At 73.3% G+C, this 14,077-nt stretch carries 5 protein-coding genes; 2 read left to right on the top strand and 3 right to left on the bottom strand.

Annotation, left to right across the window (positions count from 1 at the left end):
* Position 1 precedes the first annotated feature (1 nt).
* From ACZ4D5_RS38215 to ACZ4D5_RS38205, 3 genes are all read right to left on the bottom strand, one after another.
* On the bottom strand, positions 2 to 1,990 hold the full coding sequence (locus ACZ4D5_RS38215; RefSeq protein WP_467777079.1) for a B12-binding domain-containing radical SAM protein: 1,989 nt from the start codon (positions 1,988 to 1,990) through the stop codon (positions 2 to 4).
* A 262-nt stretch (positions 1,991 to 2,252) separates the two neighbouring features.
* On the bottom strand, positions 2,253 to 2,390 hold the full coding sequence (locus tag ACZ4D5_RS38210) for a hypothetical protein (RefSeq protein WP_467777078.1): 138 nt from the start codon (positions 2,388 to 2,390) through the stop codon (positions 2,253 to 2,255).
* Between the two features lie 86 nt (positions 2,391 to 2,476).
* Positions 2,477 to 4,240 (bottom strand): methyltransferase, encoded by a 1,764-nt coding sequence (locus tag ACZ4D5_RS38205; RefSeq protein WP_467777077.1) that lies wholly within the window; start codon positions 4,238 to 4,240, stop codon positions 2,477 to 2,479.
* A gap of 239 nt (positions 4,241 to 4,479) precedes the next feature.
* On the opposite strand from ACZ4D5_RS38205, the gene ACZ4D5_RS38200 reads away from it, so the two are divergent.
* Both ACZ4D5_RS38200 and ACZ4D5_RS38195 read left to right on the top strand, forming a co-directional pair.
* Positions 4,480 to 12,801, top strand: a complete 8,322-nt coding sequence (locus ACZ4D5_RS38200; RefSeq protein WP_467777076.1) for a type I polyketide synthase — start codon at positions 4,480 to 4,482, stop codon at positions 12,799 to 12,801.
* The gene (locus tag ACZ4D5_RS38195) at positions 12,801 to 14,060 is read left to right on the top strand and encodes a M20 metallopeptidase family protein (protein ID WP_467777075.1); all 1,260 of its coding nucleotides are present in this window, start codon (positions 12,801 to 12,803) and stop codon (positions 14,058 to 14,060) included. Before ACZ4D5_RS38200 ends, ACZ4D5_RS38195 begins: the two co-directional genes overlap by 1 nt.
* Positions 14,061 to 14,077 lie beyond the last annotated feature (17 nt).

Raw genomic sequence — 14,077 nt, 5'->3', positions numbered from 1 at the left:
TTCAGCGTGATGGACGAGCGGCCGGCAGGGGTTCGCCGCACAGGACACCGACATCCGCGGCGGCGAGTTTGCCGAGCAGGGACCGGCCCTGCGCACTGGTCGCGATCAACGGCCCGCCAGGCGTGGCACTTCGGGTCACATGGCGCTTCGGCAGTGAGTACACCTGCTCCCGTACCGGATCGGCCAACAGGGAGGAACCGCCGCCCGGGCCGTGCCGGGCGAACCGTGCCGGAGCCCACCGGATCCACGGGTGCGGGAGCAGCGCAAGGTGCTGCTCCACCGGGGACCGCGCCGCGGCTTGCGCCGCTCCCTGCCCTGCGCCGTGCGCCGCGGCTTCGGCGGGGCCGCCGGGTGCGGCCGCGGAGATCCGGCGCATGCCGTGCTTCAGCCGCTGCAGCATGGCGGAGCGTTTGGGTCCGCCGACGACGGTATGTCGCCTGCCCACCCTGCCGCCCAAGTAGTTCAGTTCGCGGTTGTCGGCGAACAGACCGGAGTTGTCGAGGCCCACGCCGAAGGTCCGCGGATCGGCCACCAGACGGGTTCCCGGCTCGGCCACCATGAGTTCGAACGCGTCGACGGCGAACTTCTCGCGGTTGCGTTCGAGGAAGCGGAGTGACTCCTCGGCCTCCTCCTCGGTCTCGTCCAGGAGGCCTCCCATGACCGAGAGGTTGACCTGGATGTCCGCCGCGGCGAGGTTGTCGAGGATGGCCTGGAAGTCCGCGGCCCGGACGCCCTTGTCCAGTGTGTCGAGCAGGCGCTGTGCGACGCCTTCGTAGCCGACTGCCATTCCCTCGCAGCCGAGTTCGGCCAGTTCCTTGCAGAAGGCCGGGTCGAGCAGGATCGGCTCCAGCCGGTTGCGCGTGTTGAACCGGACGCGAAGACCGCTCTCGCGCACCAGCCGCATGGCACGGGCGAGCAACCGCAGATTGGTGTTCTCGTCGACAACGGTGACGAAGTCGATTCCGGTGCTCTCCACGATCCGGCATACCGTGTCCGCGAGTTGCCCCGGGGAAGCCTGCTGATAGGCCCCGCGTTCGAGAGACCGGTTGCCGTAGGAACAGAAGACGCAGCGTCCCCAGTAACAGCCCACGCACGACACCATCGAGAGGACGACGGTGTCATTGAGATAGGAGCGCACCTTCAACCCGTCGTAGTCAGGCGCCCCCAGATCCTTGAAGCGAAGAGTGGGCGCACGACCGGGGGCTGTCACGCCTTCGGGGCCCAGCCACCTCATCCCCGGCACGTCGGAGCGTGGCGCGTTTCCGCCGAGATGGGCCAGCCAGCGCTCCAAGGGCTCTTCGCCCGCCGTGACGCAGAGCGCGTCCACCGCTTCGCGTACGGAGGCCATCGCGGCCAGTTCGTCGTGGCGCAGCATGACCTGCTGTCCGCCGAGACAGATGGGCATGCCCGGGTGGAGCAGCCGGATCCACTGAGCGATCAGCAGCGCGGGCGCCAACTGGCTGAAGAAGGCGACGGATATGCCGACCGCCCGCGGCGTGGACCTGTCCAGGGCCTCCGTCAGCAGACCGTGCAGATTCCGGGTCGCGAAGTCGAGAGAGCCGGCCCGCGACGCGGACAGCCGGAGCACCGCCTGGTCGAGCGAGTCGAAGTCGTCCCACACGTGCGACAACGCCGATGCGCGCAGCATCAGTTGGCCGGCGTTCCGGGCCAGTCGCACCGCGCGCACGGGACCGAGTCGGGGTGCCGGTTTCTTCGTCAGGACGAAGTCACGTATCTCACCGAGATGCCGCAGGGCGGCATCGGCCACCGCCGCCCGGTACCAGGCGGGCAGGTCCTGCGCCTCGTCCAAGGCCTCGGCCTGCCGCGCGAGCGCCGGGCCGTCCAGAAGCCGATGGGCCAGCTCGATGCCGAGATCGACCTGATGTGCGCTGTAGCCGGCCCTGCGTACGTGGCCGGCGAGATAGGGCAGACTCAGGTACGGAAAGAGAGTTGCCTCCGTCAGCGGGGGAAAGAGCAGCAGTAGATCCATGCCATCCGTCCTGGTCCGGACGGTGGAGCCGACCGGAGGGCAACCTGCCCGAGAGGGGCGTGAACGATCCCCGACGACCGCGGAGAGAGAACCGAAGGAGCTCACGAGCGGGCGGCGCTCCGGTCTCGCGGCGGTCAGGCACCGGGCACCTGCCACGAGGCCGCAGTGGCGTCCTCGCCTTCGCGCGCTCCGGCCACGAGCGGGACGCCGGAGCCTGCGGAAGGCCGTGTGAGCTCCTCGTGAAGCGATTCGGTCAGACCGGTCAGCCCGCCGACATGCCCGAAGAACGGTCCGCGTTCCTGGCGATGTAGTTGTAGGCCGTGGACGAACCGCTGACCTGGAGTTCATCCATCTCGAGTACCTCTAGTTCACCGAGGTCGCCGTCGGTCTCTGTGTTCATCTCGATGTCCATGGAACCTCCATGCGCGAGTGGAACGTGAAACTGGAGTACGTTACTGGGCTTTCGATCCTCGAACAGACTCGCTGTCACGTTTCGTCATGGTCAAGGGTGCCATCGAGCCATGGTCGACCGCCGACGACGGTCCCGCCCGCGCCCCTGCGACCGTCGGTCCTCCCCGCCCGCAGCAGGAAACCGTCCAGAGGCAGCGGCACGACCGAGGAGAGGGCGAGGCCTGCCCTGGCGAGCAGGCGTCCGTAGTGGTCCGCCGTGCGTTCCCTGCCTCCTACGTTGCACAGCATGTGGAGGTCCCACGCGGTTGCCAGCGAGGGGCGGTCGTCCTGCGGCAACAGGCGCTCCACCACCATGAGTTCGGCCTCGGGCGGCATGGCTTCGGCGCAGCGGCGCAGGATCGTCAGGCAGGCGTCGTCGTCCCAGTCGTGCAGGATCCGGGAGAGCAGGTAGACGTCGCCGCCGGCCGGGACCGACTCCGTGAAGTCGCCCGCCACGAGAGCGCAGCGGTCGGCGACCCCGGCCTCCGTCAGCCGTGCGCGCGCCGCCGCCAGGACGTGCTCGCGCTCCAGCAGCACCCCGCGCAGCCCCGGTCCGGCCGCGAGCGCCTGGCCCAGCAGTTCGCCGTTGCCCCCGGCGACGTCGACGACCACCCGCGCGCCGGACCCCGCGACCGCGGCCGCGACGGGCCCGAACATCGCGGCGCTGGCCGCCATCGCCCGCTGGAAGAGCGCGCCCAGTTCCGGGCGCTCGGCGAAGTAGGCGAAGTGCCCCTGGCCGTGGAGGTGCTCGAACGACTCCCGGCCGGTGCGCACCGCGTGGTCGAGCTCGCCGAACGAGCCGAAGAAGGGCCCGCCGTAGAGCTCGGCGAGGGGTGCCATGGAGTGCGGTGCGTCCGAGCGCAGCACGGCGCCGAGCGCGCCGAGCCGGTAGCGGCCGCCTTCCGCGGCGGCCACGCCGATGCTCGCCAGATACCGCAGGAGCCGTCCGACCCCGTCCGGGTCCGTGCCGGTCCGGCCCGCCACGTCGGCGGTGTCCGCCGGGGGTTCTCCGTCGGTCGGCAGCGCGTCGGGCAGGCCGAGACGTACCGCGCAGGCGAGCGCCTGGGTCGTCCAGGCTCCGGTGCAGAGTTCGAGGAGCCGCCGGGCGGGGTCGCGGCTCAGCCCGGCCGCCAGGTGCGCGGCCAGCGCCTGGCGGTGGTCTCCGCGGGCGTGCAGTTCGAGGCGTTCGGCCCGCGCCGCAGAAGCCCCCGCCGAAGCCGGTCCGCCCGGCCCGGTGCGGAAGTAGAGCGCGGTGGCGTTCTCGTGGGCGTTGTAGCCGCCGCCGTCGGGAACCATGGCGCCGCGTTCGACCAGGGTCGCGCACAGCCCCGCCATGACCACGCCGTCGGGTGCGGTCACCTCGAACGCGAGGTGCGACTCGTGGCGCGCGGACCGCTCCCGTGCCGCGACCGCGTCGAGGCCCGAGCCCGGCGGCACTTCGAGCACGAAGATCTCCACCGCGCGCGGGGCGCCGTCATCGGCGGTGACGGGCACCCGGACGATGTCCACCCGCAGGCTGTCCGGCGCGCGCCCGTACCGCTCGGCGACCCGGCGCCGCACGATCACGCTCGGCGTCGCCGTCCCTGCCTCCAGGCCACGGGCCCGCAGCACGGCGCGCAGTACGTCCGCCGAGGGGGCCGAGACGAGGACGGCGGCGTGCGCGAGCGCGCAGTGCCGGACCAGGTCCGCCCGTTCGGGCGGGGTCAGCCGGGGCACGAACCGCCTCACCACGGTCTCTGTCCGGGCGGTCCTGACGCACTCGATCGTCGCGTCGACGAGAGCGAGGTCGGCGGGGTGCACCGGAAGTGCTCGGTCACCTTCTCTCACGGCGTCGGCAGGCCTCCTCCCCGTCCCCTCCTCCTTGCATACATCCGTACGCACAGGGACATCAGGTCCGCTACGGGACGTTTCCGGGTGGCCGATTCCCGACAGTCGCCCGGCGCGCCGGGAGTCGCCCCGCGCGCCGGGACGGACAGGACCGACATGTCTCCACGTAGGCTCAACTCCGGAGCATCACAAGGGACATGAGAGGCGGAGGCATGGGCCGTGACGAGCTGATCCGGCCGGTGGCGGAGCTGCTGAGGGGGCACGCCGAGCACACGCCGGAACGGGTCGCCTACGCCGACTCCTCGCGCCGTGTCACCTACGCCGAACTGGAGCGCCGCACGCGCACGCTGGCCGCGCACCTCACCCGGGCGGGGCTCCGCCGCGGCGACCGGGTGGTGATCCGGCTCGGCAACCGCGTGGAGGCGGTGGAGAGTTGCCTCGCCGTGCTGCGGGCCGGGCTGGTCGGCGTCCCGCTCGATCCGCGCTCCTCCGACGCCGAACTGGCCCACTTCCTCCAGGACAGCGGCGCCGCCTTCGTCATCACGGACGCCCCGCACCTCGCACAACTGCGGCGCCTGGGAACGCCGTACGACCGCTTGGGCGTGCTGGTCACCGGGACAGGACCGGCTCCGGACGGCGCCCAGCTCTTCGAGAGCGCGGCCGACGAGGACGACGGCGCCGCCGAGATCGACCTGCTCGGGCTCGACGCACCCGCCTGGATGCTCTACACCTCCGGCACCACCCACCGGCCCAAGGGCGTGCTCTCCACGCAGCGGGCCGCGCTGTGGTCCGTGGCCGCCTGTTACGCCCCGGTCCTCGGCCTCTCCCCCGACGACCGGCTGCTCTGGCCGCTCCCGCTGTTCCACAGCTTCAGCCACTCGCTTGCCGTCCTGGGCGTCACGGCCGTGGGCGCGAGCGCGCGGATCTCCGGCGATCTCCCGGCGCCGGGCGGCCTGCGGCAGGAGCTCCGTACGGGGCACGAGGGGCTCGGTGGCCCTTTCACCGTGCTGGCCGGGGTGCCGGCGACGTATCACCGCCTGCTCGACTCATCCGGCGCCCCCGGTGACCGCCTGCTCGACTCCTCCGGCTCCCCCGGTGACCGCCTGCTCGACTCCTCCGGCTCCCCCGACCCCCTCGGCTCCCTCGGCTCCCCTGGCGAGGCGCCGCACGCGTTGCGGATGTGTCTCGTGGCGGGCGCGCCGAGCGGTCCCGCGCTGCGCGCGGCCGTGGAGGAGAGCCTGGGCGCGCCGCTGCTCGACGCCTACGGCAGCACCGAGACCTGCGGTCTGATCACGACGAACCGCAGGGCAGGGATGAGGGTCGAGGGGTCCTGCGGGCCGCCCGTGCCGGGCGTGGACGTACGTGTCGTCGATCCGGAGAGCGGCGAGGACGTCGGGGACGGGGCCGAGGGCGAGGTCTGGGTGCGCGGGCCGAACCTGATGATCGGGTACCACCGGCAGCCGGAGGCGACGGCCGCCGCGCTGCGGGACGGCTGGTACCGCACCGGTGACCTGGGCCGCCGCGTGGAGCACGGCCACCTGCGGCTCACCGGCCGCGTCAGCGAACTGATCATCCGCGGCGGCGAGAACATCCACCCGACGGAGATCGAGCAGGCTCTGCTGCGGTGCCCCGGCGTGTCGGACGCCGCGGTCGTGGGCGCGCCGCACGACGTGCTCGGCGAGGTGCCGGTCGCCTTCGTCGTCCCGGGTCCGGACGGGGTCGACGCACGGCGGGTGCTCGCCGAGTGCCGCGCCCTGCTGGCCGACCACAAGGTGCCGACCAGGATCCACGAGATCGACGCCGTCCCGCGCACCGCGTCCGGCAAGATCGCCCGGCACCGCCTCGCCGCCCCTGCACCGGCCGCTCCGGACCCGACTGATACGGCCGATACGTCTGACACGACTGATACATCTGACACGGGTGGTACGTCAGACACGGGTGGCACTTCGCTGCGCGGGCGGCTTCTCGCTCTCCCCCGCGAGGAGCGGCAACGCGCGCTGGACGAGGCAGTGCTCACCGAGGCGGCCGAGGTGTGCCGATGCGCACCCGGTGAACTGCCCGCTCCGGAACGCCCGTTCGCCGATCTCGGCATGACGTCCGTGGGTGCGGTCGAGCTGGTCGGCCGGCTCCGCGCCCTGACCGGACTGAGCCTGCCGGCGACACTGGTCTTCGACCACCCGACACCCGCCGAAGTGGCCGGGTACCTGCACGTCGCGCTCTTCGGGGCCGAGCCCGTAGAGCGCCCGCGGTCGCGCGTCGGGCCGGTCCGCTCCCACGAGGACGACGATCCCGTCGTGATCGTCGCGATGGGCTGCCGATACCCGGGCGACGTCCAATCGCCCGAGGATCTCTGGGAGTTGGTGTCGCAGGGCAGGGACGCCATATCGGAGTTCCCCGCCGACCGCGGCTGGGACCTCGACGCCCTGTACGACCCCGATCCCGACCGCGTCGGCACCTCGTACACCCGGCACGGCGGATTCCTGCACCGGGCCGCGGAGTTCGACGCCGGACTGTTCGGGATCGCGCCGCGCGAGGCGCTCGCGATGGATCCGCAGCAACGGCTGCTCCTGGAGACGTCCTGGGAGGTGTGGGAGCGGGCCGGGATCGACCCGGCGTCGCTGCGCGAGAGCGACACGGGGGTGTTCGTCGGCGTGATGTACGCCGACTACGCCACCCGCTTCCCGGACCACCACGCGCTGGAGGCGCACCTGGGCCTGGGCTCGACGGGCAGCGTGGCCTCCGGACGGATCTCGTACGTGTACGGGCTGCGCGGTCCCGCGATCACCGTCGACACCGCGTGTTCCTCCTCACTGGTGGCGCTGCACTGGGCGGCGCGGGCGCTGCGCTCCGGCGAGTGCTCGCTGGCGCTCGCCGGCGGGGTCACGGTGATGGCGACGCCGAGGCCCTTCCTCGCCTTCAGCCGCCAGCGCGGGCTCGCGCCGGACGGGCGCTGCAAGTCGTTCTCCGCGGCCGCCGACGGCACGGCCTGGGCCGAGGGCGTGGGGCTCGTCCTCCTGGAGCGGCTGTCCGACGCGCGGCGGGCAGGTCACCCGGTCCTGGCCGTGCTCCGCGGCTCCGCCGTCAACTCCGACGGCGCGTCCAACGGTCTGACCGCACCGCACGGACCGGCCCAACAGCGTTTGATCGCACAGGCGTTGGCGGACGCCGGGCTGCGCGCCCGGGACGTGGACGTGGTGGAGGCCCACGGCACGGGCACCCGCCTCGGCGACCCCATCGAGGCACAGGCCGTCGTGGCCACGTACGGGCAGGACCGCGAACGGCCGGTGTGGCTCGGCTCGGTCAAGTCCAACCTCGGACACACGCAGGCGGCCGCGGGCGTCGCGGGCGTCATCAAGATGGTGCAGGCCATGCGCCACGGGCAGCTGCCGCGGACCCTGCACGCCGACGCCCCGACACCGCACGTGGACTGGCCGTCGGGCCAGGTGGAGCTCCTGACGGAGGCCCGGCCCTGGCCCGCTTCCGGGCGGCCCCGGCGTGCGGGGGTCTCCGCCTTCGGGATCGGCGGGACCAATGCGCACGTGATCCTGGAGGAACCGCCGCCCAGACACGGGGCGGAGGGCCGCGGGGAAGGCGCCGGGACGCCGCCCGCCCCGTGGCTGCTCTCCGCCGCCGATCCGGCCGCCCTGGGCGCCCAGGCTCGTCGGCTGGCGTCCGAAGTGGCGGACCGGCCGGACCTGTTGCCCGCCGATGTCGCCCACTCGCTCGCCGTGTCGCGGGCCGCCCTCGCCCATCGGGCCATCGTGCCCCGTGGCGACCGGGCGCGGCTGCTGGATGCGCTCAACGCACTCGCCGAGGGGCGGAGCGCTCCGGGAGTCGCCCAGGGCCTTGCCGATCCGGGGATCCGTACGGCCTTCCTGTTCACCGGTCAAGGGGCGCAGCGTCCGCGGATGGGGGCCGAACTGCGCGCCGCCTTCCCGGTGTTCGCCGCATCCTTCGACGAGGTCTGCCGACACCTCGACGACCTGCTCCCCCGGCCGCTGAGCACGGTGCTGTCCGCGGATCCGGGCACGCGGGAAGCGGCTCTCGTGGACCGCACGGACTTCACCCAGGCCGGTCTCTTCGCCTTCGAGGTGGCGCTGTTCCGGCTTCTGCAGTCGTGGGGCGTGCGCCCGGACCGGCTGGTGGGCCACTCCGTCGGGGAACTGGCCGCGGCGCATGTCGCGGGCGTCCTCGACCTGCCCGACGCGGCGACGCTCGTCGCCGCTCGCGGCCGGCTGATGCAGGCCCTGCCCGAGGGCGGCGCGATGGTGGCGCTCGACGCGGCCGAGGACGACGTCCTGCCGGTGGTCGCCGAGTTCGCGGACCGGGTCGCCCTCGCCTCCGTCAACGGGCCCCGCTCTGTGGTGATCTCAGGTGCGGAGAGCGTGGTCCTCGCGGTCGCCGACGACTTCGCGGCACGTGGCCGCAGGGCCGTGCGACTGCGGGTGAGTCACGCCTTCCACTCACCCCTGGTGGATCCGATGCTGGACGAATTCTGCGCCACAGCACGCGAGTTGACCTATCGACCGGCACGGATCCCGATCATCTCCACCGTGACGGGCAGGCCCGCCGGGGCCGACGAGCTGTGCTCGCCCGACTACTGGGCGCGGCACGCCCGGCTGCCCGTGCGCTTCGCCGACGCCGTACGCCGACTCGCGGACGACGGGGTCTCGGCCCACCTGGAACTCGGCCCCGGCCCCGCCCTCACCGCGGCGGCCACCGACTGCCTGGCCGACGCGTCCGACGGCCGCTCCGTGCTCGCCGTGGCCACCCGAGGTGGTGAACACGAGCCGGAGACGCTCCTGTCGGCCGTTGCGCGGCTGCACGTGGCCGGGGTCTCCGTCGACTGGGCGGCGGTGTACGCGGGTTCCGGCGCACGGCGCGTGGACCTGCCGACGTACGCCTTCCAGCGTCAGCGGTACTGGCTGGACGCACCCCGCGCGAAGACGACCACCGAACCCCCGGCTCCGCTGGGCCCGGCCTTCACGGTTCCGGGCACGGAACAGACGGTTCTCACCGGGCAGTTGTCCCTCCCGACCCACCCGTGGCTCGCCGACCACGTGGTCGCCGGGAAGGTGATCGTGCCGGCGACGGTGTTCGTGGAGATGGCCGTGCGGGCGGGCGACGCGGTGGGCTGCGCGGCGGTCGACGAACTGGTGATGCTGTCGCCGCTCGCCCTGCCCACGACACGGGCCGTGCGTGTCCAGGTCGTGGTGGGCGGACAGGACGACACGGGGCGGCGGACAATCGACATCCATACGCGGCCTGAGGAGTTCGAGGAGTCCGAGGAGTCCGAGAGGCACGGGACATCCGAGAGGCACGAGGGGTACGAGACATCCGGTGAGGGCGGCGAGGGCGCGCCGTGGGCCCGGAACGTCTCCGGACACCTGGGGCGGGGGCGTCCCGCAGAGGACGATGCCACGAAGGACGAGCCGGTCCCGTGGCCGCCCCAGGGCGCCGACGCGCTGGATCTCACCGACGCGTACGCCGCCCTCGCCGACGCCGGGCTCGCCTACGGCCCCGCGTTTCAGGCGGTCGACGCGGTCTGGCGACGCGGCGACGACGTCTTCGCGGAGGTCCGCCTTCCCGCGTCGCAGACCTCGGAGGCGGACCGCTTCGGGCTCCATCCGGCGCTGTTCGACGCCGCGTCGCACGCGATGCTGTTCGCCGCGCCCGCCGACGCAGGCGTCATCCGGGTGCCGTTCGCATGGGGCGGGGTGAGTCTGCACGCGGCCGGGGCCACGCACCTGCGGGTACGGACGGCGCGGACCGGTGCGGACACGGTGTCGCTCACCCTCACCGACCCGGCCGGTCGACTTGTCGCCCGTGTGGAATCCCTGACGACCAGGGAACTCCCTGCCGATCAGGGCGAGATGGGGCGCGACGTGGCGGGTGACGGAGCGGAGGACTTCGTACGAAGGTCTCTGCTGCACCCTGAATGGGTCGCCCTCCAATTCCCCGCCGACGAACCCGATGCCTCCGGTGCCTCCGACGATCGTGCCTGGGCCGTACGGGGGCCTGACCACCTGGGCCTCGCAGCGTTCCTGCCCCTCGCCGCGCGCCCCGGCCTCGTCGCCGCCACCGCGGTCGCGAACGGATCCGATCCCCTGTCGGCAGCACACGAGTTGACCGGCAGGGTCCTCACGACGCTGCAGGACTGGCAGGGCGATCCGGACGCCGCGGGATCACGGCTCGTGGTGGTGACGCGGGATGCCACCGCCCCCGTGCCGGACCTGGCGGGCGCGACGGTCTGGGGGCTGGTGCGTGCGGCCCAGGCGGAGCTGCCCGGCCGCGTGGTCCTGGTGGACACCGACGGGCGGCCCGAGTCACTGCGCTTGCTGGCCGGTGCCGTCGCCACCGGAGAGCCCCAACTCCGCCTGCACGAGGGGCGGGCGACCGTCCCGCGTCTGGCCTCGGCCAGTGCCGCCGAAGGCGGCGGATCGACTGTCTTCGGCACGGGCGGCACGGTGCTGATCACCGGAGGCACCGGCGCGCTGGGCGCGGAGGTGGCACACCACCTGGTCGCCGAACACGGCGTGCGCCATCTGGTGTTGGCCGGTCGACGCGGGCCGGGCGCGCCCGGAGCCCGGCAACTGCGCGCCGAACTGGTGTCGTTGGGCGCGAAGGTCGACGTCGTCGCCTGTGACGTGGCCGATCGGGCGGCGCTGGCCGATGTGGTCAAGCGCTGCGACCCGCCGCTGACCGCCGTCGTGCACGCCGCCGGGGTACTCGACGACGGCGTACTGGACTCACTGACCCCCGAGAGGATGGCGGCCGTGCTCCGGCCGAAGGCCGACGCCGCCTGGCATCTGCACGAACTGACCCGGGACTTGGGGCTTTCGACGCTCGTCCTGTTCTCCTCGGTCTCCGGTCTGCTCGGCCGGACGGGCCAGGGCAACTACGCGGCCGCGAACGCGTTCCTCGACGCCCTCGCCCTGCGCCGCGACGGCGAAGGGCTGCCGACGGTCTCGCTGGCGTGGGGCCCGTGGGAGCACGCCGGCGGCATGGCTGCGGGGTCGTCCTCCGGACGGCCCGGACAGCGCCCGCCGCCGCGCGAGGTGCTCGCGCCTCTGTCCACCCGCCAGGGCCTCGCCCTGTTCGACGCCGCCCTGCGCTCGACGCGACCGGTCCTCGTGCCGATCCTGCTGGACCGGGCCGCGCTCCGGGCGAGTTCGGGACAGCTGCCGCCGCCGCTGCGCGGACTCGTCCGCCGGAAGCGGCCGACCGCGGCGACGGCGACCTCCGGCTCCGGCTCCGGCTCCGGCCAGAACCCTGAGCCGGGAGCCTGGCGCAAGCGGATGCGCCAACTACCCACAGACGAACGGGAGTCGGAACTCACGGTGCTCCTGCGGGCCGAAGTGGCCGCAGTGCTCGGATACCCGAGCGCCGACGCCCTCCCGGCCGGCAGGCCCCTCGCCGATCTCGGGTTCGACTCACTGACCGCCGTGCAGTTCCGCAACCGGCTGAACACGGCGCTCGAGGTCCGGCTGCCGGTCGCGGTGGTGTTCGAGCACCGCACCGCAGAGGACCTGGCCCGCCACCTGCTCGGCATGGAGGACGGCGATGAGGTCGGCCCGGCGGGCCGTGTCGACGCCGCCCCCGAGGTCACAGCCGCCGAGCGGCCCGCGCACACCCTCTCCTCGCTGTTCCGCTCAGTCAGTGCCGCCGGGCAACCGGTGGCGGCCATGCACCTGCTCGTCACCGCGTCCTGGGCGCTGCCCACCTTCACGGCGGCCCAGGGCCACGCACACGTGCTGCCCCCGATCCGCCGCTCCCCCGGCCGACGTCCCGACGGTCCCGGCCAGCCCGACGGACCCGGCCGACCCGGCGGACCCGGCCCCAGCAGGCCGACCGTCGTCTACTTCCCGGCGTACCACCCGTCGTACGCGTCGCCCGGTGGGGACTTCCCCCGCTTCCACGCCGCCCTCCGGAACGCCTTCCAGGACGACCTGGAGTTCCCGCACCCCGGCATCGGCACCGGCCCCGCCGTGCCGGAGGACCTCGACGCGCTGGCGCACACCCAGGCCGAGAACGTGCTGCGGCACATCGGGGACGGCCCCTTCGTGATCGTGGGACGGTCGGCGGGCGGCAACGTGGCGCATCTGGTGACCCACCGGCTGGAGCGCGCGGGCCGGGCACCGGCCGGCCTGGTGCTGCTGGACACGTACCACATCACCCCGGACAACAGCGGCGAGGACTGGCTGCTCTCCCTGGCCGCCCCACCTCAACAGTCCGTCGGGCAGGCCGACTTCACCGGTGACGACGACAGCGCCCTGGCCGCGCTGGGGGCCTACAACCGGATCTTCCTCGGCTGGGCCCCCGAGCCGGTCGCCACGCCGACGCTCCTGGTCCGCGCGTCGCTCCCCACACCCGCCATGGCGGGCGCGGCCGGCTGGCGGACGTCCTGGCCGTCGGCGCACGACGTCGTGGACGTGCCCGGCGACCACCTGACGATGCTGCAGGAACATGCGGAGACGACGGCGTCGGCGATCCACGCCTGGATCGAGGCGCACACGGCGAGGAGGGACACCTGATGCCGAACCACGAACCCCGTGACGAGACCCACCTGGCGGAGGCCCGTCGGCTGCTCCCTGACGTCGTCGCCGTACGGCGCGCCCTCCACCGCGCCCCTGAACTCGGCCTCCACCTCCCCCACACCCAGCGCACCGTCCTCGACGCCCTGGACGGCCTTCCCCTGACGATCCGTACGGGCAAGAGGCTCACCTCCGTCGTCGCCACGCTCGACGGCACCGCCGTGCCACGCACCGCCACCGGCCCCCGGCGCACGATCCTGCTGCGCGGCGACATGGACGCGCTGCCGCAGACCGAGGAGACGGGGCTGGAGTTCGCCTCGCGGACGCCCGGCGTCATGCACGCCTGCGGTCACGACACGCACGTCGCCATGCTGATCGGCGCCGCCCGGCTGCTCTGCGCGCACCGCGACCGGTTCCACGGCCGCGTGGTGTTCATGTTCCAGCCCGGCGAGGAGAGCGGCGGAGGCGCCCGGCACATGATCGAAGAAGGGCTCCTCGACGGAACCGGTACCGGAGCCGAAAGCGGCTCCGGTGACGCCGGTGACGTGGACGCCGCCTTCGCCCTGCACATCAGCACCCGCTTCGAGACCGGCACCGTCCACCTGCGCCCGGGCCCGACCTACGCCGCGTCCGACCTGTTCAAGCTGACGGTGCGCGGCCGCGGCGGCCACGCGTCGGCTCCCCATCTGGCCCTCGATCCCGTCCCCGTGGCCTGCGAGATCGTGCAGGCCCTGCAGACGGCGGTGACCCGCACGGTCAGCGTCTTCGACCCGGCCGTGGTCACCGTGGCCCGCATCCAGGCGGGCACCACCACCAACATCATTCCCGAGACCGCCGAGCTCCACGGCACCATCCGCACCCTGACACCCGCCACCCGGCAGGCCGTGCGCGACGCCGTCGCACGTGTCGCGCACCACGTGGCGGCGGCCCACGGCGCCGCGGTGGACGTCGAGTCGACCGACGGCTATCCGCCGGTCGTCAGCGATCCCGACTTCACGGAGTCGGCGCGCCGGCGCCTGACCGAGCTGCTCGGCCCCGACCGGGTCCGGCTGCTGCCGCACCCGGTCATGGGCGCCGAGGACTTCAGCTACGTACTCGAACGCGTCCCCGGCGCGATGGCCTGGCTCGGCGCCAGGCCGCCCGGGGCGCGGGCCGAGGGCGGCCCGGACTGCCACTCGAACCGGGTGGTGTTCGACGAGGAGGCGATGGCCACCGGCATCGCCGTGCACACAGCGGTGGCACTGCACCACCTGGCGTGATCCGTCAGGACTGAGCA

This window comes from Streptomyces sp. NPDC025651, from assembly GCF_055558735.1.
The sequence above is the reverse complement of the archived record's forward strand: the minus strand, read 5'-3'. Positions and strand labels throughout refer to the sequence as shown.

What these genes read in the sequence shown, in the direction of transcription:
- ACZ4D5_RS38215 (WP_467777079.1), bottom strand. Translation starts at nt 1,990, where the DNA reads ATGGATCTACTGCTGCTCTTTCCCCCGCTGACGGAGGCAACTCTCTTT.
- ACZ4D5_RS38210 (WP_467777078.1), bottom strand. Translation starts at nt 2,390, where the DNA reads ATGAACACAGAGACCGACGGCGACCTCGGTGAACTAGAGGTACTCGAG.
- ACZ4D5_RS38200 (WP_467777076.1), top strand. Translation starts at nt 4,480, where the DNA reads ATGGGCCGTGACGAGCTGATCCGGCCGGTGGCGGAGCTGCTGAGGGGG.
- ACZ4D5_RS38195 (WP_467777075.1), top strand. Translation starts at nt 12,801, where the DNA reads ATGCCGAACCACGAACCCCGTGACGAGACCCACCTGGCGGAGGCCCGT.